Annotated in this window: 20 protein-coding genes; 18 read left to right on the forward strand and 2 right to left on the reverse strand. The window is 65.1% G+C overall.

Annotated features, from left to right (window positions below; translation table 11 throughout):
- The first annotated feature begins 117 nt into the window (after positions 1–117).
- The 18 genes from AOZ49_RS09215 (at position 118) to AOZ49_RS09300 (ending at position 21,686) form a co-directional block, all read left to right on the forward strand.
- Positions 118–1,281, forward strand: coding sequence for a porin (locus AOZ49_RS09215; protein ID WP_054474933.1), 1,164 nt, complete (start codon positions 118–120; stop codon positions 1,279–1,281).
- Between the two features lie 325 nt (positions 1,282–1,606).
- Complete coding sequence (locus AOZ49_RS09220; protein ID WP_006217959.1) at positions 1,607–1,966, forward strand: NADH-quinone oxidoreductase subunit A; 360 nt, start codon at positions 1,607–1,609, stop codon at positions 1,964–1,966.
- 42 nt (positions 1,967–2,008) lie between these two features.
- A complete protein-coding gene (locus tag AOZ49_RS09225) occupies positions 2,009–2,485 on the forward strand; it encodes a NuoB/complex I 20 kDa subunit family protein (protein WP_006217960.1) in 477 nt (158 codons plus the stop codon).
- Between the two features lie 82 nt (positions 2,486–2,567).
- Complete coding sequence (locus AOZ49_RS09230; protein WP_049072038.1) at positions 2,568–3,194, forward strand: NADH-quinone oxidoreductase subunit C; 627 nt, start codon at positions 2,568–2,570, stop codon at positions 3,192–3,194.
- A gap of 3 nt (positions 3,195–3,197) precedes the next feature.
- On the forward strand, positions 3,198–4,454 hold the full coding sequence (locus AOZ49_RS09235; RefSeq protein WP_054429653.1) for an NADH-quinone oxidoreductase subunit D: 1,257 nt from the start codon (positions 3,198–3,200) through the stop codon (positions 4,452–4,454).
- 49 nt (positions 4,455–4,503) lie between these two features.
- Positions 4,504–4,998, forward strand: coding sequence for an NADH-quinone oxidoreductase subunit NuoE (nuoE, locus tag AOZ49_RS09240; RefSeq protein WP_006393404.1), 495 nt, complete (start codon positions 4,504–4,506; stop codon positions 4,996–4,998).
- Positions 4,995–6,362 carry an NADH-quinone oxidoreductase subunit NuoF gene (nuoF, locus tag AOZ49_RS09245; protein ID WP_054429652.1) on the forward strand — a complete coding sequence of 456 codons (1,368 nt, stop codon included), beginning with the start codon at positions 4,995–4,997 and terminating at the stop codon, positions 6,360–6,362. Before nuoE ends, nuoF begins: the two co-directional genes overlap by 4 nt.
- Before the next feature lie 15 nt (positions 6,363–6,377).
- The gene (nuoG, locus tag AOZ49_RS09250; protein WP_054429651.1) at positions 6,378–8,705 is read left to right on the forward strand and encodes an NADH-quinone oxidoreductase subunit NuoG; all 2,328 of its coding nucleotides are present in this window, start codon (positions 6,378–6,380) and stop codon (positions 8,703–8,705) included.
- Positions 8,705–9,778 carry an NADH-quinone oxidoreductase subunit NuoH gene (nuoH, locus tag AOZ49_RS09255; protein WP_054429650.1) on the forward strand — a complete coding sequence of 358 codons (1,074 nt, stop codon included), beginning with the start codon at positions 8,705–8,707 and terminating at the stop codon, positions 9,776–9,778. The genes nuoG and nuoH overlap by 1 nt, the downstream gene beginning before the upstream one ends.
- 21 nt (positions 9,779–9,799) lie before the next feature.
- Positions 9,800–10,288 carry an NADH-quinone oxidoreductase subunit NuoI gene (nuoI, locus tag AOZ49_RS09260; protein WP_006389216.1) on the forward strand — a complete coding sequence of 163 codons (489 nt, stop codon included), beginning with the start codon at positions 9,800–9,802 and terminating at the stop codon, positions 10,286–10,288.
- Positions 10,289–10,305: 17 nt separating this feature from the next.
- Positions 10,306–10,947 carry an NADH-quinone oxidoreductase subunit J gene (locus AOZ49_RS09265; protein ID WP_054429649.1) on the forward strand — a complete coding sequence of 214 codons (642 nt, stop codon included), beginning with the start codon at positions 10,306–10,308 and terminating at the stop codon, positions 10,945–10,947.
- Entirely contained in the window at positions 10,944–11,252 is a 309-nt protein-coding gene (gene nuoK, locus AOZ49_RS09270) for an NADH-quinone oxidoreductase subunit NuoK (RefSeq protein WP_006217969.1), read from the forward strand. The genes AOZ49_RS09265 and nuoK overlap by 4 nt, the downstream gene beginning before the upstream one ends.
- Positions 11,253–11,269: 17 nt before the next feature.
- On the forward strand, positions 11,270–13,318 hold the full coding sequence (gene nuoL / locus AOZ49_RS09275; protein ID WP_054474934.1) for an NADH-quinone oxidoreductase subunit L: 2,049 nt from the start codon (positions 11,270–11,272) through the stop codon (positions 13,316–13,318).
- Complete coding sequence (locus AOZ49_RS09280) at positions 13,315–14,817, forward strand: NADH-quinone oxidoreductase subunit M (RefSeq protein ID WP_054429648.1); 1,503 nt, start codon at positions 13,315–13,317, stop codon at positions 14,815–14,817. The genes nuoL and AOZ49_RS09280 overlap by 4 nt, the downstream gene beginning before the upstream one ends.
- 9 nt (positions 14,818–14,826) lie before the next feature.
- Positions 14,827–16,311 carry an NADH-quinone oxidoreductase subunit NuoN gene (gene nuoN / locus AOZ49_RS09285; protein ID WP_054429647.1) on the forward strand — a complete coding sequence of 495 codons (1,485 nt, stop codon included), beginning with the start codon at positions 14,827–14,829 and terminating at the stop codon, positions 16,309–16,311.
- 12 nt (positions 16,312–16,323) lie between these two features.
- Positions 16,324–16,653, forward strand: a complete 330-nt coding sequence (locus AOZ49_RS09290; RefSeq protein WP_006393413.1) for a DUF2818 family protein — start codon at positions 16,324–16,326, stop codon at positions 16,651–16,653.
- A gap of 200 nt (positions 16,654–16,853) precedes the next feature.
- The gene (locus AOZ49_RS09295; protein ID WP_054474935.1) at positions 16,854–19,103 is read left to right on the forward strand and encodes a TonB-dependent receptor; all 2,250 of its coding nucleotides are present in this window, start codon (positions 16,854–16,856) and stop codon (positions 19,101–19,103) included.
- A gap of 315 nt (positions 19,104–19,418) precedes the next feature.
- Positions 19,419–21,686: a TonB-dependent receptor gene (locus AOZ49_RS09300; RefSeq protein WP_054429645.1), complete on the forward strand. Its 2,268-nt coding sequence runs from the start codon at positions 19,419–19,421 to the stop codon at positions 21,684–21,686.
- Positions 21,687–21,785: 99 nt separating this feature from the next.
- Here the strand turns inward: AOZ49_RS09300 and serB are convergent, their stop codons facing one another.
- Together serB and mfd are read right to left on the reverse strand one after the other, a co-directional pair.
- Complete coding sequence (gene serB, locus AOZ49_RS09305; RefSeq protein WP_054429644.1) at positions 21,786–22,643, reverse strand: phosphoserine phosphatase SerB; 858 nt, start codon at positions 22,641–22,643, stop codon at positions 21,786–21,788.
- 23 nt (positions 22,644–22,666) lie between these two features.
- A complete protein-coding gene (gene mfd, locus AOZ49_RS09310) occupies positions 22,667–26,149 on the reverse strand; it encodes a transcription-repair coupling factor (protein ID WP_082380377.1) in 3,483 nt (1,160 codons plus the stop codon).
- Positions 26,150–26,155: the final 6 nt, after the last annotated feature.

Genomic DNA, 26,155 nt, shown 5'->3' on the forward strand with positions numbered 1-26,155 from the left:
CCCCCCCTGATTTTTGATGCAATAGCGTCAACTTCCCTTCGCGGAGTTAGGGAGGGGGCGGCAGGCTGGTTTGCTGGATTGCTGCCCTTGTCACTCAAATCAACGGAGATTTCTTAAATGAAAAAGACTCTGCTCGCTGCCGCCCTGCTCGCCGGTTTCGCCGGTGTCGCCCAGGCAGAAACGTCTGTCACCCTGTACGGCATCATCGACACGGGTATCGGCTACAACAAGATCAGCGGTGCTGGCGATGCCAAGAACGGCAGCAAGATCGGCATGATCAACGGCGTCCAGAACGGTTCGCGCTGGGGTCTGCGTGGCTCGGAAGATCTGGGTGACGGCCTGCGCGCTGTTTTCCAACTGGAATCGGGTTTCGACTCGGGTAACGGCAAGTCGGGCCAAAACGGCCGTCTGTTCGGCCGTCAAGCCACCGTCGGTCTGGCCAGCGACGCCTGGGGTCAACTGGACTTCGGTCGCCAAACCAACATCGCGTCGAAGTACTTCGGCTCGATCGATCCGTTCGGCGCCGGCTTCAACGTCGCCAACATCGGTACCGGCATGAGCGCTGCCAACACGCAACGCTACGACAACATGGTCATGTACCAAACCCCGTCGTTCAGCGGCTTCCAGTTCGGCGTTGGCTACTCGTTCAGCGCCGATGGCGGCAATGCTGACGGTTCGACCAAGGCTGATCCGGCTCGCGTTGGCTTCAAGACCGCCGACAACGTCCGCGCCATCACGACCGGCCTGCGTTACGTCAACGGCCCCCTGAACGTCGCTCTGTCGTACGACCAGCTGAACGCTTCGCACAACCAAGCCCAAGGCGAAGTCGACGCGACGCCCCGTTCGTACATGATCGGCGGTTCGTATGACTTCGAAGTGGTCAAGCTGGCCCTGGCCTACGCTCGCACCACCGACGGCTGGTTCGCCACGTCCAACCCGGCTGGCGCTTCGGGCTCGATTACCGTTGACGGTACGTCGCGCAAGCTCGGCTTCGGCACCAACCAGTTCGCTGATGGCTTCAAGGCCAACTCGTACCTGCTGGGTCTGTCGGCTCCGATCGGCGGCGCTTCGAGCCTGTTCGGTTCGTGGCAGCGCGTTGACCCGTCGAACAACAAGCTGACTGGCGACGATGCCACGATGAACGTGTTCTCGGCCGGCTACACCTACGACCTGTCCAAGCGTACCAACCTGTACGCCTACGGTTCGTACTCGAAGAACTACGCGTTCAACGACGGCGTCAAGGCGACCGCTGTTGGCGTGGGCCTGCGTCACCGCTTCTAATCGAAAGCAGGGCGTAAGTCCTGCCTAGATTCTTAGTGCATGAGCGGGCTTCGGCCCGCTCATATGAAACCACCCTTCGGGGTGGTTTTTTGTTTGCGGTCAGTCTGTTTTTACGGTAATTCGCGACCGCTGTGCGGGCGTTTTGCCCTGCCGGCGCGACATATCGGCGCGCGTGGCGGTAAGCTTGCGTGTCCCCCCTTGAATACTGCGATTGTTCCACTGGAGAAATGCAGTCTTTCACCCGCTGTTCACGCTACAGAGTTCAGCCGGAAGTAACCGCGCGAATGCTACAATCCTAAGGTTTGCGCATTTGACGGACGCCTGAATGAACCTGCAACAGTATTTCCCCGTCCTGCTGTTTATCGTAGTGGCCACCCTTATCGGGTTCGCGCTTCTGACGGCCGGCTCCCTCCTTGGCCCGCGGCGTCCCTACGCCGAGAAGCTATCCCCCTATGAGTGCGGCTTCGAAGCGTTCGAAGACGCGCGCATGAAGTTTGACGTGCGCTACTACCTGGTGGCGATTCTGTTCATTCTTTTCGACCTGGAAATCGCGTTCCTGTTCCCGTGGGCCATCGCCCAAGGTACGGTCGGGCTCGTCGGCTTCTGGACGGTCATGGTTTTCCTCGCCGTGTTGACCGTCGGCTTCATCTACGAATGGAAAAAGGGCGCGCTGGACTGGGAATAACCCGCCGGGTTATTTCATCACCGCACGCTATCAGAGACGAATATGGCTATAGACGGCATTCTCAAGCAAGGGTTCATCACAACCAGCGCCGACAAGTTCCTTAACTGGGCGAAAACCGGCTCCATGTGGCCCATGACCTTCGGCCTGGCCTGTTGCGCGGTCGAGATGATGCACGCGGGCGCGGCCCGCTACGACCTGGACCAGTTCGGCATCATCTTCCGCCCCAGCCCGCGCCAGTCCGATCTGATGATCGTCGCCGGCACGCTGTGCAACAAGATGGCGCCGGCGCTGCGCAAGGTCTACGACCAGATGCCCGAACCGCGTTGGGTGGTCTCCATGGGCTCCTGTGCCAATGGTGGCGGTTACTACCACTACTCGTATTCCGTGGTGCGCGGCTGCGATCGCATCGTACCGGTAGACGTCTACGTGCCGGGCTGCCCGCCCACGGCCGAGGCGCTGGTCTACGGCTTGCTGCAGATGCAGAACAAGATCCGTCTGACCAACACGATTGCGCGCTGAGTTTGCGCTCCGGTCCGCGGCCGCCGCAAACGCCGCCGCAGGACCCCGCGAAACAGCGTATCGGTTCACCTAAGCGTACAAGATGATGACCAGGCTCGAAACCCTGAAAAACAATTTGCAGACCACCCTCGGCGCGGACATCGCGCTGACCGAGGCGCTGGGCGAGCTGACGCTCGAAGTGCCCGCGGAGCAGTGGTTCTCCGTCTGCAACAAGCTGCGCACCGAAGCCGGCCTGCGCTTCGAAATCTGTATCGACCTCTGTGGCGTCGATTACCTGACCTGGGGCAACGGCACGCGCCAGCTGCCCGAGGAAACCAACGCCAAGGTGCACCGCGCGCGTTTCGCCGTGGTCGCGCACCTGCTGTCGGTCGAGAACAACTGGCGCCTGCGCGTGCGCACCTGGGCGCCGGACGACGAGTTCCCGATGGTCGCGTCGCTGATGGAATGCTGGCCGGCCGTGGGCTGGTTCGAGCGCGAGGCGTTCGACCTGTACGGCATCGTCTTCGAAGGCCACCCGGACCTGCGCCGCATCCTGACCGACTACGGCTTCATCGGCCACCCGTTCCGCAAGGACTTCCCGCTTTCCGGCACCGTCGAAATGCGCTACGACCCGGAACAGAAGCGCGTCATTTACCAGCCCGTCACGATCGACCCGCGCGAGATCACGCCGCGCGTGGTGCGCGAAGACACCTACGGCTTGGGACGTTGAATCATGGCAGAAATCAAGAACTACACGCTCAACTTCGGCCCGCAGCACCCGGCCGCCCACGGCGTGCTGCGCCTGGTGCTCGAGCTGGACGGCGAAGTCATCCAGCGCGCCGACCCGCACATCGGCCTGCTGCACCGCGCCACTGAAAAGCTGGCCGAGCACAAGACCTACATCCAGGCGCTGCCCTACATGGACCGCCTGGACTACGTGTCCATGATGTGCAACGAGCACGCCTACGTCATGGCCATCGAGAAGCTGCTGGGCGTCGAAGCCCCGCTGCGCGCGCAGTACATCCGCGTGATGTTCGACGAGATCACGCGTCTCCTGAACCACCTGATGTCGCTCGGTTCGCACGCGCTGGACGTGGGCGCCATGGCGGTGTTCCTGTACGCCTTCCGTGAGCGCGAAGACCTGATGGACTGCTACGAAGCGGTCTCGGGCGCGCGCATGCACGCGGCCTACTACCGTCCGGGCGGCGTCTACCGCGACCTGCCGGACACCATGCCGCAGTACGGCGACACCAGCAAATACCGCGGCGAGAAGGAAATGCGCGTCATGAACGACGCGCGTTCGGGCTCGCTGCTGGACTTCATCGAAGACTTCACCAACCGCTTCCCCGCGTGCGTCGACGAGTACGAAACCCTGCTCACCGATAACCGCATCTGGAAGCAGCGCCTGGTCGGCATCGGCGTGGTCGATCCCGAACGCGCCAAGGCGCTGGGCTTCACCGGCCCGATGCTGCGCGGCTCGGGCGTGGCCTGGGACCTGCGCAAGATGCAGCCCTACGAAGTCTACGACCTGCTCGATTTCGACATCCCCGTCGGCGTCAACGGCGACTGCTACGACCGCTACCTGGTCCGCATCGCCGAAATGCGCGAGAGCAACCGCATCATCCGCCAGTGCGTGGAATGGCTGCGCAACAACCCGGGCCCGGTCATGATCGAGAACCACAAGATCGCCCCGCCCAAGCGCACCGCCATGAAGACCAACATGGAAGAGCTGATTCACCACTTCAAGCTCTTCACCGAAGGTTTCCACGTGCCTCCGGGCGAAGCGTTCGCCTCGGTGGAACACCCGAAGGGCGAGTTCGGCATCTACCTGGTGTCGGACGGCGCCAACAAGCCGTACCGCCTGAAGATTCGGGCGCCCGGCTTCGTCCACCTGCAATCGCTGGACGAAATGTCGCGCGGTCACATGATCGCCGACGCCGTCACCATCATTGGTACGCAGGACATCGTTTTCGGCGAGATCGATCGCTGATCCGCCCAGAGACAGTCACGAGCACGCCCGCTTAACCCGGATTCAAACTATGCTGCTTTCCGAACAGGCCTACCAGAAAATCGACCGAGAACTCGCCAAGTTCCCGGCCGACCAGCGGCAGTCCGCCATCATGGCCTCTCTTGCGATCGCGCAAGAAGAGAAGGGCTGGTTGGCTACCGACATCATCGAAGATGTGGCCAACTACATCGGCGTTCCGCCCATCGCGGTGCAGGAAGTCGCCACCTTCTACAACATGTTCGACGTCAAGCCCGTCGGCAAGACCAAGATCGCGGTCTGCACCAACCTGCCCTGTGCCTTGCGCGACGGCGAACGTGCCGGCGACTACCTCAAGCGCAAGCTGGGCGTGGACTATCGCGAGACCACCGCCGACGGCCAGTTCACCCTGGTCGAGGGCGAGTGCATGGGCGCCTGCGGCGATTCCCCCGTGCTGATCGTGAACAACAAGCATATGTGCGTGCGCATGACCGAAGAGAAGCTGGACGCGCTGGTCGCGACCCTCAAGGCGCAAGGAGAGTCGGCATGAACGCGCCGGACATCTACAAGCAGTTCGCGCAGGGCCTGGAGCCCAACCCGCTGAACGACCTGTCCAATTCGATGTGCCTGCACGGCCGCCACATCAAGCCGCAGATCATGGCCGACGTCGACGGCGCCAACTGGCGCCTGGCCGACTACGTCAAGCGCGGCGGCTACGAAGCCCTGCGCAAGATCCTCACCACCGGTATGAAGCCGGAAGACGTGATCGCCGAAGTCAAGGCGTCGGGCCTGCGCGGCCGTGGCGGCGCGGGCTTCCCGACCGGCCTGAAGTGGAGCTTCATGCCGCGCGCCTTCCCGGGCCAGAAGTACCTCGTCTGCAACTCGGACGAAGGCGAACCCGGCACGTTCAAGGATCGCGACATCCTGCGCTTCAATCCGCACATCGTGATCGAAGGCATGGCGATTGCCGCCTACGCGATGGGCATCAGCGTCGGCTACAACTACATCCACGGTGAAATCTTCGAAGTCTACGAGCGCTTCGAAGAGGCCCTGGAAGAGGCGCGCGCCGCCGGCTTCCTGGGCGACAAGATCCTGGGTTCGGAATACAACTTCCAGCTGCACGCATTCCACGGCTACGGCGCCTACATCTGTGGCGAGGAAACCGCGCTGCTGGAATCGCTGGAAGGCAAGAAGGGCCAGCCGCGCTTCAAGCCGCCGTTCCCGGCCAGCTTCGGCCTGTACGGCAAGCCCACCACGATCAACAACACCGAAACCTTCGCGGCGGTGCCCTGGATCATCCGCAACAGCGGCCAGGCCTACCTCGAAGTCGGCAAGCCCAACAACGGCGGCACCAAGCTGTTCTCGATCACCGGCGACGTCGAGCGTCCCGGCAACTACGAGATCCCGCTGGGCACCCCGTTCTCGACCCTGCTGGAACTGGCGGGCGGCATGCGCGGCGGCAAGAAGCTCAAAGCCGTGATCCCCGGCGGCTCGAGCGCCCCGGTGCTGCCGGCCGACATCATGATGGAAACCACGATGGACTACGACGCCATCGCCAAGGCGGGTTCCATGCTGGGTTCGGGCGCCGTGATCGTCATGGACGAGACGCGCTGCATGGTCAAGTCGCTGCTGCGCCTGTCGTATTTCTATTTCGAGGAAAGCTGCGGCCAGTGCACGCCGTGCCGCGAAGGCACCGGCTGGCTGTACCGCATGGTGCACCGCATCGAAAACGGCCACGGCCGTCCGGAAGATCTGGACATGCTGGACAACGTGGCGGGCAACATCATGGGCCGCACCATCTGCGCCCTGGGTGACGCCGCCGCCATGCCCGTGCGTGGCTTCCTCAAGCATTTTCGCGACGAATTCGCGCACCACATCGAGCACAAGTCGTGTGTGGTTCCGCAATATCTGTAGGTCTCAGGAACAGCAATGGTTGAACTAACCGTCGACGGCAATACGGTAGAAGTGCCCGAGGGCAGCATGGTGATGCATGCGGCCCAGAAAGTCGGGCTTTACGTGCCGCATTTCTGCTACCACAAGAAACTGTCCATCGCGGCCAACTGCCGCATGTGCCTGGTCGAAGTGGAAAAGGCGCCCAAGGCGCTGCCCGCCTGCGCCACCCCCGTGACGAACGGGATGGTCGTGCACACCTGCTCCGAGAAGGCTCGCGCCGCTCAGAAGTCGGTGATGGAATTCTTGCTCATCAATCACCCGCTCGACTGCCCGATCTGCGATCAGGGCGGCGAATGCCAGCTGCAGGACCTGGCCGTGGGCTACGGCGGCTCTTCCTCGCGTTACCAGGAAGAAAAGCGCGTGGTGTTCCACAAGGACCTGGGCCCGCTGGTTTCCGCCGAGGAAATGAGCCGCTGCATCCACTGCACCCGCTGCGTGCGCTTCGGCCAGGAAATCGCCGGCGTCATGGAACTGGGCATGCTGGGCCGTGGCGAGCACTCCGAGATCACCTCGTTCGTGGGCCGCTCGATCGAGTCCGAGCTCTCGGGCAACATGATCGACATCTGTCCGGTGGGCGCGCTGACCTCCAAGCCCTTCCGCTACAGCGCCCGCACCTGGGAACTGGCCCGTCGCCGTTCGGTCAGCCCGCACGACAGCCTGGGCGCCAACCTGGTGGTCCAGGTCAAGGGCGACCGCGTCATGCGCGTGGTGCCGTTCGAAGACGAAGCCGTCAACGAATGCTGGATCAGCGACCGCGACCGCTTCTCGTACGAAGGCCTGAACAGCGAAGACCGCCTGTCCGCCCCGATGATCAAGGGCGCCGACGGCAAGTGGCAGGAAGCCTCCTGGGCTGACGCCCTGGCCGCCGTGGCCCAAGGCCTGTCGCGCGTGCGTGACAGCTTCGGCGCCGGCCAGATCGGTGCCCTGGCGTCCGAATACGCCACCACCGAGGAATACGCGCTGCTGGGCCGCCTGGTCCGCGCGCTGGGTTCCGAGAACATCGACTTCCGTCTGCGCCAGACCGATGCCGCCTTCGACGCCGCCCTGACCGGCGCGCCGTGGCTGGGCATGCCGATCGCCGAACTCGACAACCTGGACCGCGTCCTGGTGGTCGGCTCGTTCCTGCGCAAGGATCACCCGCTGATGGCCCAGCGCCTGCGCCAGGCCGCCAAGCGCGGCACGCAGATCCTGATGGTCGACAGCGCCGCCGACGATCCCTTGATGCCGGTCGCCGGCCGCCTCACCGTGGCTCCGTCCGAGCTGCCGCGCGCCCTGGCCGAAGTGGCCGTGGCCCTGGCGCAAGCCAAGGAAGCCGCGGTGCCGGCCGAGTTCGCCTCGGTCACCCCGGGCGAGAACGCCAAGATCATCGCCGCCAGCCTGGCGTCGGGTTCCAACACCGCCGTGCTGATGGGCAACCTGGCCGTGGCCAGCGCCCAGGCCTCGACCCTGGCCGCCAACGGCCGCGCCGTGGCCGACCTGGCCGGCGGCAAGTTCGGCTTCCTGACCTCCGGCGGCAACACCGTCGGCGGTTACCTGGCCGGCGCCATCCCGGGCAAGGGCGGCAAGAACGCCGCCGCCATGCTGGCCGAGCCGCTCAAGGCCTACGTGGTGCTGCACGCCGAGCCGCTGCTGGATGCCGACAACGGCCAGCAAGCCATCGCCGCGCTGCGCGGCGCGCAATTCGCCGTGGCCCTGACGCCTTACCGTTCGGCCGCCGCCGAATGGGCCGACGTCATGCTGCCGGTGGCGCCGTTCACCGAAACCTCGGGCACGTTCGTCAACGCCCAGGGCCTGGCCCAGAGCTTCAAGGGCACGGTTGCGCCGTTCGGCCAGACCCGTCCGGCCTGGAAGGTCCTGCGCGTGCTGGGCAACGTCCTGCACCTGGCCGGCTTCGATGACGAAACCTCCGAGTCCGTGCGCGACACCGCGCTGGCCGGTGGCGTCGAAGGCCGCCTGTCCAACGACATCAAGGCGCCGCTGGGCCTGGGCCAGGCCCTGACCGGCCTGGAACGCGTCGCCGACGTGCCGATCTACCGTACCGACGCCATGGTGCGCCGCTCGGAGCCGCTGCAGGCCGCGCCGGCCTCGAAGCTGCCCGCCGCGCGCATGAACGGCAACACGCTGACCAGCCTCGGCCTGACCGCCGGCGTCAAGGTGCGCGTGACGGGCGGGCAGGGCGCTGTCGAGCTCGAAACCGTGCAGGATGACGCCGTGGCCGATCGCGCCGTGCGCATCGCCGCAGCCTTTGAAAATACCGCAGCCCTGGGTGGCGCATTTGGTCAACTCAGCGTGGAGCGTGCCTGATGGAATGGCTCAATGTTCTTGAAAGCCACGGCACGGCATTGCTGGGCCCGACGGTCTGGATGGTCCTCTGGACCCTCATCAAGATCGTGGTCATCGCCGTGCCCATCATCCTGTGCGTCGCCTACCTGACGTACTGGGAGCGCAAGATGATCGGCGCCATGCACGTGCGCATGGGTCCGAACCGCGTCGGTTTCAAGGGGCTGCTGCAGCCGTTCGCCGACGTGTTCAAGCTGCTGACCAAGGAAGTCGTGGTCCCCAGCCAGGCCAACAAGGTGCTGTTCATCGTGGCCCCCGTGGTCACGCTGATGCCGGCGCTGGCCGCCTGGGCGGTGGTGCCGTTCGGCCCGGACGTGGTCCTGGCCAACGTCAACGCCGGCCTGCTGTACATCATGGCCATCACGTCGATCGGCGTGTACGGCGTGATCGTCGCCGGCTGGGCCTCGAACTCGAAGTACGCGTTCCTGGGCGCGCTGCGCGCCTCGGCCCAGATGCTGTCGTATGAACTGGCCATCGGCTTCGTGCTGGTGACGGTGCTGCTGGTGTCCGGCAGCCTGAACATGTCCGAGATCGTGCATGTGCAGAACCGCGGCTGGTTCGCCGACAAGGGCCTGACGTTCCTGTCCTGGAACTGGCTGCCGCTCTTGCCGCTGTTCGTGATCTACGTGATCTCGGCCGTGGCCGAAACCAACCGCCACCCGTTCGACGTGGTGGAAGGCGAATCGGAAATCGTGGCCGGCCACATGGTCGAATACTCGGGCATGGCCTTCGCGCTGTTCTTCCTGGGCGAATACGCCAACATGATCCTGCTGTCGTGCATGGCGTCGATCATGTTCCTGGGCGGCTGGGCTTCGCCGATCGACATCGCGCCGCTGACCTGGATCCCGGGCTGGATCTGGCTCGGTCTCAAGACGTTCGTCGTGGTTTCGTTGTTCGTGTGGTTCCGTGCGTCGTTCCCGCGTTACCGCTACGACCAGATCATGCGTTTGGGTTGGAAGATCTTCATCCCGCTGACCGGCGTTTGGCTGGTCGTTGTGGCGATCTGGATGCAGACGCCCTGGAACATTTGGCGCTAAGCCGCCAGGCAGAGGCAGGATATGGAAGCGATCAAAGATTTCTTCGGCAGCTTGATGCTGGCCGAACTGCTCAAGGGCATGCGCCTGACGGGCAAGTATTTCTTCAAGCGCAAGGTCACCTTGCGCTACCCGCAGGAAAAGACGCCGACCTCGGCGCGTTTCCGCGGCCTGCACGCGCTGCGTCGCTACCCCAACGGGGAAGAGCGCTGCATCGCGTGCAAACTGTGTGAAGCCGTGTGCCCCGCGCTGGCCATCACCATCGAGTCGGACCAGCGTGACGACGGCACCCGCCGCACCACGCGCTACGACATCGACCTGACCAAGTGCATTTTCTGCGGCTTCTGTGAGGAAAGCTGCCCCGTGGACTCGATCGTGGAAACGCACATCCACGAATACCACGGTGAAAAGCGCGGCGACCTGTATTTCACCAAAGACATGCTGCTCGCCGTGGGCGACCGCTACGAAGCCGAAATCGCCCGCCGCCGGGCCGAAGACGCTCCCTACCGTTGAGCCCAGGGTCCTGATCCATGACTTTTACCACTGTCCTGTTTTACATACTGGCCGCCGTGCTGGTGATCGCGGCGTTCCGCGTGATCACCGCGCGCAGCCCGGTCACCGCCGTCCTGCACCTGATCCTGGCGTTCGCCAACGCGGCCATGCTGTGGATGCTGCTGGGCGCCGAGTTCCTCGCGCTGCTGCTGGTGCTGGTGTACGTGGGCGCCGTGATGGTGCTGTTCCTGTTCGTCGTCATGATGCTGGACATCCGCATGGATGCCCTGCGCCAAGGCATGAAGACCTACCTGCCGCTGGGCCTGGTGATCGGCCTGGTGATGGTGCTGGAAATGGCCTTCGTGCTGGGCTCGACCTGGTACGGCTCGGGCCCGCAAGCCCCGGTCGCCGGCGACTACAACAACGCCCGCGCGCTCGGTGAAGCGATGTACACGCACTACATCTACGCCATCGAAGTCGGCGCCGCGCTGCTGCTGGTCGGCATGGTCGCCGCCATCGCGCTGACCCTGCGCCGCCGCCGCGACGTGAAGTACAACGACCCGGTCGCCGCGGTTCGCGTGCGCTCGAAGGACCGTTTCCGCATGGTGAGCATGCCCGCCCAGAGCGAGCGCGCCCAGGCCCAGAACGGTACCGCCGCGCCCCAAGGAGAAAAACAATGACGCTGACGCTGGCCCATTATCTGATCCTGGGGGCGATCCTGTTCGCCATCGGGATCTTCGGCATCTTCCTGAACCGCCGCAACCTGATCATCCTGCTGATGTCCATCGAGCTGGTGCTCCTGGCCGTCAACATGAACTTCGTGGCGTTCTCCAGCTGGTTCGGCGACACCGCCGGCCAGGTGTTCGTGTTCTTCATCCTGACCGTGGCCGCCGCCGAGGCGGCGATCGGTCTGGCCATTCTGGTGCTGCTGTTCCGCAACCTGAACACGATCAACGTTGACGAACTCGATCGCCTGAAGGGCTGACGGGGTATTGGAAGAAAATGTCTAGCTCACCCAATCTCTACCTGCTCATCGCGCTGGCGCCGCTGGCCGGAGCAATCCTCGCGGGCCTTTTCGGCACCGGGTTCCTGGGCCGTCCGATCGGCCGCCGCGCCTCGCACGTCATCACCATCCTGGGCGTGCTCATCTCCGCCATCGGTTCGGTGGTGGTGCTGGGCGACGTGCTCAACGGCCTGCGCTTCGACGGCGCGGTCTACACCTGGAGCCTGATCGGCCAGACCAAGCTGGAAATCGGCTTCCTGATCGATCCGCTGTCGGCCATGATGATGGTCGTGGTGACCTCGGTGTCGCTGATGGTGCACATCTACACCATCGGCTACATGGCCGACGATCCCGGCTACCAGCGCTTCTTCTCGTACATCTCGCTGTTCACGTTCTCCATGCTGATGCTGGTGATGTCGAACAACATGGTGCAGCTGTTCTTCGGCTGGGAAGCGGTGGGCCTGGTCTCGTACCTGCTGATCGGTTTCTGGTACACCCGCCCGACCGCGATCTTCGCCAACATGAAGGCGTTCCTGATCAACCGCGTCGGCGACTTCGGTTTCGTCCTCGGCATCGGCCTGCTGTTCGCCTACGCCGGCACCATGCACTACGGTGAAGTGTTCGCCCAGGCCGACAAGCTGTCCAAGCTGACGCTGCCCGGTTCGGACTGGATGCTGCTGACCGTGGCCTGCATCTGCCTGTTCATCGGCGCCATGGGCAAGTCGGCGCAGGTGCCCCTGCACGCCTGGCTGCCCGACTCGATGGAAGGCCCGACCCCGATCTCCGCGCTGATCCACGCCGCCACCATGGTGACGGCCGGCATCTTCATGGTCGCGCGTTTCTCGCCGCTGTTCGAGCTGTCGGACACCGCGCTGTCGTTCATCATCGTGATCGGCGCCATCGGCGCGCTGTTCCTGGGCATCCTGGGCATCATCCAGAACGATATCAAGCGCGTGGTGGCGTATTCGACGCTGTCGCAGCTGGGCTACATGACCGTCGCGCTGGGCGCCTCGGCCTACTCGGTGGCGATCTTCCACCTGATGACGCACGCGTTCTTCAAGGCGCTGCTGTTCCTGGGCGCGGGCTCGGTCATCATCGGCATGCACCACGACCAGGACATCCGCAACATGGGCGGCCTGCGCAAGTACATGCCCATCACCTGGATCACCTTCCTCCTGGGCACGCTGGCCCTGGTCGGCACGCCGTTCTTCTCGGGTTTCTACTCGAAGGAACACATCATCGAGGCCGCCGGCGCCGCCCACGTCTGGGGCGCCAGCTTCGCCTACTACGCCACGCTGATCGGCGTGTTCGTGACCTCGCTGTACTCGTTCCGCGTGTACTTCCTGGTCTTCCACGGCAAGGAACGCTTCGACACCAGCGACCACGGTCATGGCCACGGCCACGGCCACGACGCGCATGGCCATGACGACCACGGTCACGACGACCATGGCCACGGCCACCACGGCGGCAAGCCGCACGAGTCGCCCTGGGTCGTGACCCTGCCGCTGATCCTGCTGGCGATCCCGTCGGTGCTGATCGGCGCCTGGGCGGTGGATCCGATGCTGTTCGGCAAGTTCTTCAACGGCGTGATCACGGTGCTGCCGCAGCATCCCGCCATGCACGAGCTGCACGAAGAGTGGCACGGCTGGGTCGCCTTCGGCCTGCACGCCTTCCAGACCCTGCCGTTCTGGCTGGTCGTGGCCGGCGCGGTCATCGCCTGGTACTGCTACCTGATCAACCCGAAGGTCCCGGCCGCGATCAAGTCGAGCCTGTCGGGCGTCAACAAGGTGCTTGAGAACAAGTACTACGTCGACTGGGTCAACGAGCAGATCATCGCCCGCGGCCTGCGCTGCCTGGGCCGTGGCCTGTGGCAGACCGGCGACCGCGGCATCATCGACGGCTTCCTGATCAACGGCAGCGCCCGCGTGGTGGGCTGGGTGTCGGCGATCAGCCGCCACCTGCAGTCCGGCTTCATCTATCACTACGCGTTCGCGATGATCATCGGCATCATGGCGCTGGTGACTTTCTTTGTGCTGATTCCCCAATGATGGCAAGCGAGATGGCATCCAACACTTTCCCCTGGCTCACGCTTGCGATCTTTGTCCCGATCGTATTCGGCCTGCTGGTGCTGGCGGTGGGCCGTGACGACCGTCCCGGTCTGACGCGCGGCCTGTCGCTGGTCGGCTCGATCGCCGGCTTCCTCGTCACGATCCCGCTGTACACCGGGTTCGACTCCAAGACGGCTGCCATGCAGTTCGTCGAGAAGACCTCCTGGATCGAAGCCTTCAACGTCAACTACCACCTGGGCGTCGACGGCATTTCGCTGTGGTTCGTGCTCCTGACCGCGTTCATCACCATCATCGTGGTGCTGGCCGGCTGGGAAGTCATCACCAGCCGCGTGTCCCAGTACATGGCCGCCTTCCTGATCCTGTCGGGTCTGATGGTCGGCGTGTTCTGCGCGCTGGACGGCATGCTGTTCTACGTGTTCTTCGAAGCCACGCTGATCCCGATGTACATCATCATCGGCGTCTGGGGCGGACCGAACCGGGTCTACGCGGCCTTCAAGTTCTTCCTCTACACCCTGATGGGCTCGCTGCTGACGCTGGTCGCGTTCGTCTACCTGTGGCACGCCTCGGGCGGTTCGTTCGACATCCTGACCTGGCAGCAGACCAAGCTGGGCTACACCCCGCAGATCCTGATCTTCGTGGCGCTGCTGGCGGCCTTCGCCGTCAAGGTGCCGATGTGGCCGGTGCACACCTGGCTGCCGGACGCCCACGTCGAGGCGCCCACGGGCGGCTCCATCGTGCTGGCCGCGATCATGCTGAAGCTGGGCGCCTACGGCTTCCTGCGCTTCTCGCTGCCGATCGCGCCCGACGCCTCGCACAGCCTGGCCGGCCTGATGATCACGCTGTCGCTGATCGCCGTGATCTACATCGGCCTGGTCGCGATCGTGCAGGACGACATGAAAAAGCTGGTGGCCTATTCGTCGGTCGCCCACATGGGCTTCGTCACCCTGGGTTTCTTCATCTTCAACACGGCCGGCGTCGAAGGCGCCATCGTGCAGATGATCTCCCACGGCTTCGTCTCGGGCGCCATGTTCATGTGTATCGGCGTGCTCTATGACCGCATGCACTCGCGCCGCATCGCCGACTACGGCGGCGTGGTCAACGTGATGCCGCGCTTCGCCACGTTCTTCATCCTGTTCTCGATGGCCAACAGCGGCCTGCCGGCCACCAGCGGTTTCGTCGGCGAGTTCATGGTGATCATGGGCGCGGTCGAGCACAACTTCTGGATCGGCCTGCTGGCGGCCACCGCGCTGATCCTGGGCGCTTCGTATTCGCTGTGGATGGTCAAGCGCGTGGTCCTGGGCGACATCGCCAACGACCACGTCCGCGAACTGACCGATATCAACCGCCGCGAATTCGTGATTCTTGGCGTGATGGCGATCGCCGTGCTGTACATGGGGATCTATCCCAAGCCCTTCACCGACGTGATGCACGTGTCGGTCGAGGCCCTGCTGCAACACGTTGCCGTCTCGAAACTGTAAGACAAGACAATGATGCAATCCCAAATCGATTTCGCCCTGGCGACACCGGAAATCCTCCTGCTGGTTTTCGGCCTGGCTATCCTGCTCGTCGACGCGGTCAGCAATCACCCCGAGCGCAAGCCGACGTTCCTGCTGACCATGCTTGCGCTGGGCGTGCTGACCGTGGTGTCGGTGCTGCAGTGGAAGAACGGCGTCACGGGTTCGACCTTCAACGGCCTGTACGTCACCGACGAACTGTCGCACCTGCTCAAGATCGCCTCGTACATCGCGGTGGCGGTCACGCTGGTCTACGGCCGCGTCTACGCCCAGCTGCGCGACATGATGCGCGGCGGCGAACTGTACGTGCTGACGCTGTTCGCCCTGCTGGGCCAGATGGTGATGATCTCGTCGGGCAACCTGATCTCGATCTACCTGGGCCTGGAACTGATGTCGCTGGCGCTGTACGCGCTGATCGCGCTGCGTCGCGACAACGTCGTCGCCACCGAAGCCGCCATGAAGTACTTCGTGCTGGGCGCGCTGGCCTCGGGCTTCCTGCTGTACGGCATGTCGATGGTCTACGGCGCCACCGGTCACCTCGACCTGGCTGAAGTCTCCAAGGTCATCGCCGCCGGCAAGGCCGAGAAGCTGGCCCTGGTGTTCGGTATCGTGTTCCTGGTCTCGGGCCTGGCGTTCAAGCTCGGCGCCGTGCCGTTCCACATGTGGGTGCCGGACGTCTACCAGGGTTCGCCGACCGCGGTCACGCTGATCCTGGGCGGCGCGCCCAAGCTGGCGGCCTTCGCCATCACGCTGCGCCTGCTGGTCGACGGCCTGCACGGCCTGGCGGCCGACTGGCAGCCGATGCTGATGATCCTGGCGGTGCTGTCGCTGGCCATCGGCAACCTGACCGCCATCGCGCAGACCAACTTCAAGCGCATGCTGGCCTACTCGACCATCTCGCACATGGGCTTCGTGCTGCTGGGCCTGATGTCGGGCTCGGTGGTCGGCAAGCCGGAACTGGCCTCGTCCGCCTACGGCGCGTCGCTGTTCTACATGCTGACCTACGTGCTGACCACGCTGGCCAGCTTCGGCATCGTGCTGCTGCTGTCGCGCCAGGGTTTCGAGTGCGAGCACATCGACGACCTGAAGGGCCTGAACCGCCGCAGCCCGTGGCATGCCGCCATCGTGCTGCTGCTGATGTTCTCGCTGGCCGGCATCCCGCCGCTGGTGGGCTTCTACGCCAAGCTGGCGGTGCTGCAGGCGCTGGTCAGCGCCGGTCACGTCACGCTGGCCGTGATCGCGGTGCTGTTCTCGCTGATCGGCGCGTTCTACTACCTGCGCGTGGTCAAGGTCGTGTACTTCGACGAGCCGGCGGCCGATGCCGCCCCGATGTCGGCCACCTGCGGCCAGCGCGGCGTGCTGTCGGTCAACGGCCTGCTGATCCTGGTGCTGGGCCTGTTGCCCGGCGGCCTGATGGCCCTGTGCGTGCAGGCCATCCGCAGCTCGCTCAGCCTGTAAGCGGACCGGGCCATGAACCAGACCCTGGCGGTATGGCTCCTGATCGCGCTGGCCCTGGTCAGCGCGAATCTGCCCTTCCTGACGGAACGCGTGTTCGCCGTGCTGCCGTGGAAGCGGGGCGGGGCGGATGCCGTCAAGCCGTTCTGGATGCGCCTGGTCGAAGTGCTGGTGTTCTACCTGATCGTGGGGGCCCTGGGCTTCACGTTCGAGTCCGTGCTGGGCAACCGCTTCGCGCAGACCTGGGAGTTCTATGCCATCACGCTGAGCCTGTACCTGGTGCTGGCTTATCCCGGTTTCGTGTATCGCTATCTGTTCAAGCGGCACCCGCGGCTGCGGACCTGAGCCGGCCGCGCCGAGCAGTACCTGTGAAACGCCCCGCAAGGGGCGTTTTGCTTTGATGCCTCGGTGTATCCGCTGATTGCCGATTCCGTGGCGAAATATCGTCAAATCACGGCATTTCCGCGTTACCGCGTCCGATTTCCCTCGTCGAACTGAACCCGATCGGCTTTCCCGTCCAGAATCGCAACCTTCCATAAACAGAAATGGTTGTCATTCACAACCTGGAGGGCTTGATCGTGAAACGCGAAGATGCATGCGCGCTGAATTCACTGGCCGGGTCGCTGGCCGCCGCCGTGGCGGTGCCGGCGCTGTTCGCCAGTCCCTATGCGATGGCGCAAGCGGGCGCCAGCCACATTCCCCAGCTGGCGCCGGTGCAGGTGGAGGGCGAGGCCTCGCCCTACCAGCCGGACAGCGTGCAGTCGTCCAAGATGACCGCGCCGCTGCTGGATACGCCGCGCTCGGTGCAGGTGGTGCCCAAGCAGGTCATCTCCGACCAGTCCGCGACCTCGCTGCAGGACGTGCTGCAGAACTCGCCGGGCATCACCTTCGCCGCGGGCGAAGGCGGACGCGCCGGCGGCGACCTGCCCGTCATCCGCGGCCAGAACGCCGCCAGCAGCCTGTTCCTGGACGGCATGCGCGACGTCAGCATGCAGGCGCGCGACACCTTCAACCTGGAACAGGTCGAGATCATCAAGGGGCCCGATTCGGTCTACGCCGGCCGCGGCGGCGCGGGCGGCAGCATCAACCTGGTCAGCAAGGCGCCCAAGGCCAAGGACGCCATCGAGGTCACGGGCCAGATCGGCACCGACAGTAACTACCGGGGCACGCTCGACAGCAACTGGCGGCTGGGCGAGAAGTCGGCCTTCCGTCTGAACGTCATGGGCAACAAGGGCGATGTGCCGGGCCGTGACAAGGCGGTGGACTTCGAGCGCTGGGGCGTGGCGCCGTCGCTGGCGCTGGGCATGGGCACGCCAACCCGTATCACGCTCAGCTACTACCACTACCAGAACGACAGCATGCCGGATTACTCCATCCCCTATGACCCGCGAGTGGGCCTGCCGGTGACGGAGACCCTGGGCATCAGCCGCAAGAACTTCTATGGCCTGGCCGGGCGCGATTTCATGAAGACGCGCGATGACCTGGCCACGGTCGATTTCCAGCATGATTTCTCCGACAGGCTCAAGCTGCGCAGCGTGGTGCGATATGGCCACGAGACCGCCGACTATCTGGCCACCCAACCCGACCTCACGCTCGCCAACCTGCCCGCGGGGATCGTGAACCGGCCGGCCTATGGCAGGTACTACACCACCAAGGCCTTCGCGAACCAGACCGACCTGAGCGGCGAGTTCGAGTCGGGCGGCGTCAAGCATGGCTTCGACCTGGGTTTCGAATACACCAGCGTCGAGCAGACCATGGCCTACAACAACGACCAGGTCCTGTCGTCGGATGGCGTCACCAAATGCCCGGCCGATCTGGCGCAGACCTCGCTGCGTCATCCCGATCCGAACGTGTCCTATCCGTGCCACACCGTCCGCAGCTGGCCGGCGCCCTATGCCACCGACACGCTGGCGCTGTACGGCTTCGACACGCTCAAGTTCGACGAGCAGTGGCAGGCCAGCGTCGGCCTGCGCTGGGACAACTACCGCGCCAGCGGCCACGACAAGAAAGAGCAGGGCTACCGCCGCACCGACAATCTGCTGAACTATCAGCTGGGCCTGGCCTACAAGCCGGTGCCCGAAGGCACGCTCTACGCCTCCTATGGCACGTCGTCGACGCCGTCCGCGGTGGCGGGCGCCACGGCGTCGGACATCCTGAGAAAGAGCTCGGACGAGGCGGCGGCGCCGGAGCAGAGCCGCTCGGTCGAGGCGGGCGTCAAATGGCAGGTGCTGGACGAACGCCTGACGCTCTCGGGCGCGGTGTTCCAGGACACGCGCAAGCACACCAACATCGAGGTGATGCCGAACGAGTACGAGCAGGCGGGCGAGACCCGGGTGCGCGGGATCGAACTGGGTTTCTCGGGCGCCATCACGCCCGCCTGGAACGTCTATGGCGGCTACACCTTCCTGGACAGCAAGCTGATCCGGGGCGGCCGCAAGGATATCGGCGCCGAGGGCCGGGACCTGCCGAACACGCCGCGCAACGCATTCAGCCTCTGGACCTCCTACAAGGTGCTGCCTGAACTGACGCTGGGCGCGGGCGCCTATTACGTCGACAAGGTCTACGGCAACACGAATACGGATGTCGATGCCCACGGCGCGCCCAAGACGCGCTGGGTGCCGTCGTACTGGCGCTTCGACGCCATGGCCAAGTACCGCTTCAGCCCGAATCTCTCGGTCCAGCTCAATGTGTTGAACGTGTTCGACGAGACGTTCTACACGCGGGCCAGGCCGAGCAACCATGCCGCGCTCGGCACGGGGCGGGCGGCCTTGCTGTCGGTGAAAGTGCGCTACTGATCGGCGCGCCGCATGAAGAAGGCCACCTTTCGAGGTGGCCTTTTTCATGGAGCCGGCGGGCGGGGGCGTTGACGGGCGAGCCATGAGAACGCCGGGAGGCTGTCGACGCGGCACGGCGCAATGGTTCAGTTTTTGTTCAGGGAATACCCGCGTTATGAGTTGTTATATATCGCGAATGTTTACTTAACTTGTGTTGTTTTTTTCCCGACTTTACGAGGTATTCACCTTTCTTTCAGGAACCTTTCAGGTTCGGCGTCCAGAATCGCAACCTTCAAAAAAACAAGAATCGTTGTTATTCATATTCTGGAGAAAGCGTTGAAATCCGAAGACACTTTTGCCGTCACCTCGCTCAGCGGATCGCTGGCCGCGGTGCTGGCGACCCCGGCGCTGTTCCTGGCATCCGGCGCGCAGGCGCAATCGGGCGGCCAGGGCGTGACGCAGTTATCGCCCGTGCAGGTGCAGGGCGACACGCTGGTGCCGTACGACGTCAAGGATTCCGCCTCCACCAAGTTCACCGCGCCCTTGCTGGACACGCCCAAATCGGTGCAGGTGATCCCGCAGGAAGTGATCCAGAACCAGGCCGCCTCCACCCTGACGGAAGCGCTGCGCAACTCGCCCGGCATCACGTTCGGCGCGGGCGAGGGCGGCAATCCGCTCGGCGACCGTCCGATCATCCGCGGCTACGACGCCCAGGCCAGCACCTACGTGGATGGCATGCGCGACATCGGCGCGACCTCGCGCGAAGTGTTCAACCTGGAGCAGATCGAGGTCATCAAGGGCTCCGACGGCGCCTTTGGCGGCCGTGGCGGCGCCGGCGGCAGCATCAACCTGATCAGCAAGACGGCCAAGGCCGAGAACTTCACCGCGGCCAGCCTGGGCATCGGCACCGACAACTACTATCGCGGCACGATCGACAGCAACTGGCTGCTGGGCGAGAAGACCGCCTTCCGCCTGAACGCCATGTACCATGACGCCGACGTGGCCGGCCGCGACATGGTCAACAACAGCCGCTGGGGCGTGGCGCCCACCATCACCTTCGGCGTCAACACGCCGACCCGCGTGACGCTGAGCTACTACCACATGCAGTCGGACGACCTGCCCGACAGCGGCATCCCGTACGCCTACCCGAGCACCAAGGTGCAGCGCAACGGCAGCTACATGGGCGTCACGGAAACCGGCCCGGCCAGCGTCAACCGCAACAACTTCTACGGCCTGTCCAGCGACTACCGTAAGACCACGTCCGACATGGGCACGATCGGCATCGAGCACGATTTCTCGAACCGCCTGACCCTGCGCAACATGACGCGCTACACCTACTCGACCCAGGACTACGTCTGGACGCAGCCCGACGACAGCCAGGGCAACGTGCTCAACGGCCGCGTCTGGCGCCGCGCCAACACCCGCGCCAGCCGCGTCGACAGCCTGGCCAACCAGACCGAGCTGACGGGCAAGTTCGAGACCGGCTCGCTCAAGCACAGCTTCAACGTCGGCATCGAGCTGTCCAAGGAAGAAGGCAAGAAGGACACGCTGGCGGTCAACCGCGGCTCGGGCTCGGGCCCGGCGAACGCGTGCAATGCACTGGGCGCGGCATCGAACTACAACTGCACCAGCCTGTACGACCCGGATCCGCACGATCCCTGGGTCAACACGCTGGACGGCGACCGCCTCGGCCAGCCGACCCGCTCGCGCACCATCACCAAGTCGATCTACGCTTTCGACACCGTTGAACTGTCGCCGCAATGGCTGGTCAACGGCGGCCTGCGCCTGGACCGCTACGAGACCAAGTTCACCAATACCCCGGCCAACAACTACCAGGTCATCAAGCGCGACGACACGCTGCTGAACTACCAGCTGGGCCTGGTGTTCAAGCCGACCGACAACGGCAGCGTGTACGTGTCGTACGCGACCTCGTCGACGCCGTCCAACGCCACGCTGGGCGAAGGCAGCGAAAGCCTGGCCCTGACGCCGGGTCGCGGCAACGTCGGCCTGAACGCGGCCGACATGGCGCCGGAAAAGAACAAGACCTACGAGATCGGCACCAAGTGGGATGTGCTCGACCGCCGCATGACGCTGACGGCCGCGCTGTTCCGCACCGAGACCACCAACGCCCGCGTCACGCTGCCGTCCGGCGACTACGCCATGGCCGGCAAGAAGGAAGTGAACGGCCTGGAGCTGGGTTTCTCGGGCAGCATCACGCCGGCCTGGCAGGTGTTCGGCGGCTACACGTTCATGAAGAGCAAGCTCAAGGACGGTTCGGGCGCCGACGAGGGCAACGATTTCCCCAACACGCCCGAGAACAGCTTCAGCCTGTGGTCGACCTACGCGGTGACGCCGGACTTCACGCTGGGCGGCGGCGCCTATTACGTGGGCAAGCAGTACGGCAACACCACCAACACCACCTACATTCCGTCGTACTGGCGCTTCGACGCGATGGCCGGCTACCGCTTCAACAAGAACTGGAACGTGCAGCTGAACGTCTTCAACCTGTTCGACAAGACCTACTACGACAAGGCCTATCCGGCGCACTACGCCAACATCGCGCCGGGCCGCTCGGCGATCCTGAGCGTGAACATGCGCTATTGATGCGCGAGTCCGGGCGCCGCGCATGCGGTTCCCGGGCGGGTTCAGCCCAAGAAAAAGCCACCTCGACGGTGGCTTTTTTCTTGGGCGGATGCGGCGCGATCAGCTTTCGAACCAGTTCAGCACGCCGTCCAGGCCAGAGACGTTCAGCGCGTAGCGCGTCTGCTGCCGCACCAGCGGCTTGGCGTGGTAGGCCACCGGGAAGCCGGCGGCGCCCAGCATCTTCAGGTCGTTGGCGCCATCGCCCATGGCGATGATCTGTTCCTTGGTCGCGCCATGGGTGCGGGCGAACTCGCGCAGGTACACGGCCTTGGCGTCGGCGTCCAGGATGTCGCCGAGCACGCGGCCCGTCAGCACGCCGTTGTCGATCTCCAGCGTATTGGCGTGGGCGCTGTCCAGCCGCAGGCGCTCGCGCAGGCGGTCGGTGAAGAAAGTGAAGCCGCCCGACACCAGCAGCACCTTGATGCCGGCCGCCTGGGCGGTGGTGATCAGGCGCTCGGCGCCCGGGTTCAGGCGCAGCTTCTCGGTGTAGACCTGCTCCAGGGCCTCGGCCGGCACGTCCTTGAGCAGCGCGACGCGGCGGCGCAGGCTGTCGGAGAAGTCCTTGATCTCGCCGCGCATCGCCGCCTCGGTGATCTCCGAGACCTTGTCCTTGACGCCCGCCACGCCGGCGATCTCGTCGATGCACTCGATGTTGATGAGCGTCGAGTCCATGTCCATCGCCAGCACCTTGCAGTGCGACAGCTTCAGGCCGGCCGGCACGAAGGCGGTATCGACGCCGTGGCGCTCGGCCCACGACACCACCTGGGCGCGGGTCGCGTCATCGTGCTGCACGTCGAGCAGGCGGGCCGCGGTGGCGCTGATGCGGGCCACGCCCTGCGCCTGCGCCAGGGCGGCGATCTGTTCGGCGTGTTCGACCGTCAGGCCGGGGGATTGAACGACGAGGTGATGGATAGTCATAAAAATGCGAAGGTCGGGGCGGGTTACTTCAAGGCGCGCAGCACGGCGCGCACGGCGTCGGCGCGGGCCGGGATCTGCGCGGCCTTGATCTCAACCCGCAATTTATCCTGTCCGGCGAGTTTGATGTGGCGTTGTCGCTGCACCAGCTCGATGATTTTCGCCGGATCGACGCTGGTCTTGGGGCCGAACTGCAGCAGCGCCTGGGTTTCGCTGGCGTCGATCTTGACGATGCCCAGCGGTTGCGCGGCCAGGCGCAGGCGGTGCGTGGTCAGCAGCGTCTGCGCCGCTTCGGGCAGCTTGCCGAAGCGGTCGATCAGTTCTTCCTGGATCTGGATCAGGTCGTCTTCATCGGCGGCGTGGGCCAGGCGCTTGTAGACGCTCAGGCGCGCGTGCACGTCGGCGCAGTAGTCGGACGGCAGCAGCGCCGGCGCATGCAGGTTGACCTCGCAGGCGAGGTTGAAGGGCGCGTCCAGGTCCGGCTCCTCGCCGGCGCGCAGGGCGCGCACCGCCTCGTTCAGCATCTCGTTGTACATCGAGAAGCCCACTTCCTGGATGTTGCCGGACTGCGAGTCGCCCAGCACCTCGCCGGTGCCGCGGATCTCCAGGTCGTGCATGGCCAGGTAGAAGCCCGAGCCCAGTTCCTCCATGGCCTGGATCGCCTCCAGCCGCTTCTTGGCGTTGCTGGTGATGGCGTCCTCGCCCGGCGTCAGCAGGTAGGCGTAGGCCTGGTGGTGCGAACGGCCGACGCGGCCGCGCAGCTGGTGCAGCTGCGCCAGGCCGAAACGGTCGGCGCGGTGGATCACGATGGTGTTGGCGCTGGGCACGTCGATACCGGTCTCGATGATGGTGGTGCACAGCAGCACGTTGTAGCGCTGCTGGTAGAAGCCCTTCATCACCTGTTCCAGCTCGCGCTCGGGCATCTGGCCGTGGGCCACCGCGATGCGGGCCTCGGGCACCAGCTCTTCGAGGCGGGCGCGGCGGTTGTGGATGGTCTCGACCTCGTTGTGCAGGAAGTAGCATTGGCCGCCGCGCTTGAGCTCGCGCAGCAGCGCTTCGCGCAGCGTGCTGCCGTCTTCGCGCCGCACGAAGGTCTTGATGGCCAGCCGCTTTTGCGGCGCCGTGGCGATGACCGAAAAATCGCGGATGCCTTCCAGCGACATGCCGAGCGTGCGCGGGATCGGCGTGGCCGTCAGCGTCAGCACGTCGACCTCGGCGCGCAGCGCCTTGAGCGCCTCCTTCTGGCGCACGCCGAAGCGGTGTTCCTCGTCGATGATGACCAGCCCGAGGCGCTTGAACTTCACGTCCTTGGACAGGATCTTGTGGGTGCCGATGACGATGTCGACGCGGCCGTCGTTGATGCCCTCGATGGCCGCGGACACTTCCTTGGCCGAGCGGAAGCGCGACAGCTCCACCACCCGCACCGGCCAGTCGGCGAAGCGGTCGGAGAAGGTCTGCGCATGCTGTTCGGCCAGCAGCGTGGTGGGGCAGAGCAGGGCGACCTGCTTGCCGTTGGCCACGGCCAGGAACGCGGCGCGCAGCGCCACCTCGGTCTTGCCGAAACCGACGTCGCCGCACACCAGGCGGTCCATCGGGCGGCCCGAGGTCATGTCGGCGATCACGGCCTCGATGGCGGCGGCCTGGTCGGCGGTCTCCTCGAAGCCGAAGCCTTCGGCGAAGGCCTGGTAGTCGTTGAGCGGCAGGTTGAAGGCGAAGCCCTCGCGCGCGGCGCGCTGCGCATACAGCGCCAGCAGTTCGGCGGCGGTGTCGCGCACCTGCCTGGCGGCCTTGCGGCGCGCCTTGTCCCACTGGCCAGAGCCCAGCTGGTGCAGCGGCGCGGCTTCCGGATCGGCGCCGCTGTAGCGGGCGATCACGTGCAGTTGCGATACCGGCACATACAGCGTGCTGCCGTTGGCGTATTCGAGATGCAGGAACTCCATCTCGCCTTCGCCCATGTCCATGTTGACCAGACCGTGGTAACGGCCGATACCGTGCTGCGCGTGCACCACGGGGTCGCCGGCGCGCAGTTCGGACAGGTCGCGCACCATCGCTTCGACGTTGCTGGCGCGCTCCTGGTCGCGCTTGCCGCGCCGGCCGGTGCTGGTCAGCCCCGGATAGAGGTCGTTCTCGGTCAGGAACGCCAGGTTGGCCTGCGGCAGTTCGAAGCCGGTGGCCAGCGGCGCGGCGACGATGCCGAAGTGGGCGTCGGAGGCCAGGAAAGCCTCGATGCTGTCCGGCTGCGCGTCGGGCGTGACGCCGAACTCGTTGAGCATCTGCACCAGCGTCTCGCGGCGGCCGGCCGAGTCGGCGCACAGCAGCACGCGGCCTTGCGGCTTGCCGACATGCGTGCGCAGCTTGGCGATCGGGTCCTCGGCGCGGCGCGCCACGCTGACGTCGGGCGCGGCGCGGAAGTCGGGGTGCGGCTGGCCGGCGGCCAGCGCCAGGCGGCGGAAATCCTTCAGGCGGGCGTACAGCGCCTGTTCGTCCAGGAACAGCGCGGACGGCGGCAGCACCGGGCGCTCGCGGTCGCTCTTGAGAAAGCCGTAGCGGCTGCCGGTGTCCTGGCTGAAACGCATCATGGCGTCGTCGATGTCGCCGACGGTGACGGTGATGGTGCCTTCCGCCAGGTAGTCGAACAGCGTCGCGGTTTCGTCGAAGAACAGCGGCAGGTAGTACTCGACCCCGGCGAAGGGGATGCCGTTGCCGATGTCCTTGTAGGGCAGGGCGCGCGAGGGATCGCCTTCGAACTCTTCGCGGAAGCGCGCGCGGAAGCGGTTGCGCGAGTCCTCGTCCATCGGAAACTCGCGGCCCGGCAGCAGCTGCACCTCGCGCACCGGATACAGGCTGCGCTGGGTGTCGACGTCGAAGCTGCGGATGGTCTCGATCTCGTCATCGAACAGGTCCAGCCGGTAGGGCAGCGCCGATCCCATCGGGAACAGGTCGATCAGGCCGCCGCGCAGACAGAACTCGCCGGGCGCGGTGACCTGGGTGACGTGGTTGTAGTTCGCCAGCGTCAGCTGCGCGCGCAGCGCCGCCTCGTTGAGCTTGTCCTTCTGCTTGAAGGAGAAGGTGTAGGCCGCCAGGAAGGAGGGCGGCGCCAGCCGGTACAGCGCGGTGGTGACCGGCACCGTCAGCACGTCCACCGTCTTCATCATCAGCGAATGCAGGGTGTGCAGGCGCTCGGAGATCAGATCCTGGTGCGGCGAGAAGGCGTCGTACGGCAGCGTTTCCCAGTCGGGCAGCTGGCGCACGCGCAGGCCGGGCGCGAACAGCGCGATTTCCTCGGCCAGGCGCTGGGCTTCGAGCGGCTCGGCGGTCAGCACCACCAGCGGCGCGGCCGCCTGCCGGGCCAGGTCGGTCAGCAGCCAGGCGTCGCCGGAGCCCGGCGGGCGAGGCTGCGCATAGCGCGCGCCGGCTTTGAGCGCGGCAAGGGTGGGGGCGGTCGCGGGAACGGGCGGCGCTGCCGTGGCGGAGGAGGTGGGAGCGGGCATCAGGCTGGGAGCAGGCATCAAGCG

The organism is Achromobacter sp. 2789STDY5608615, assembly GCF_001298995.1.
Taxonomy (GTDB): domain Bacteria; phylum Pseudomonadota; class Gammaproteobacteria; order Burkholderiales; family Burkholderiaceae_B; genus Achromobacter; species Achromobacter insuavis.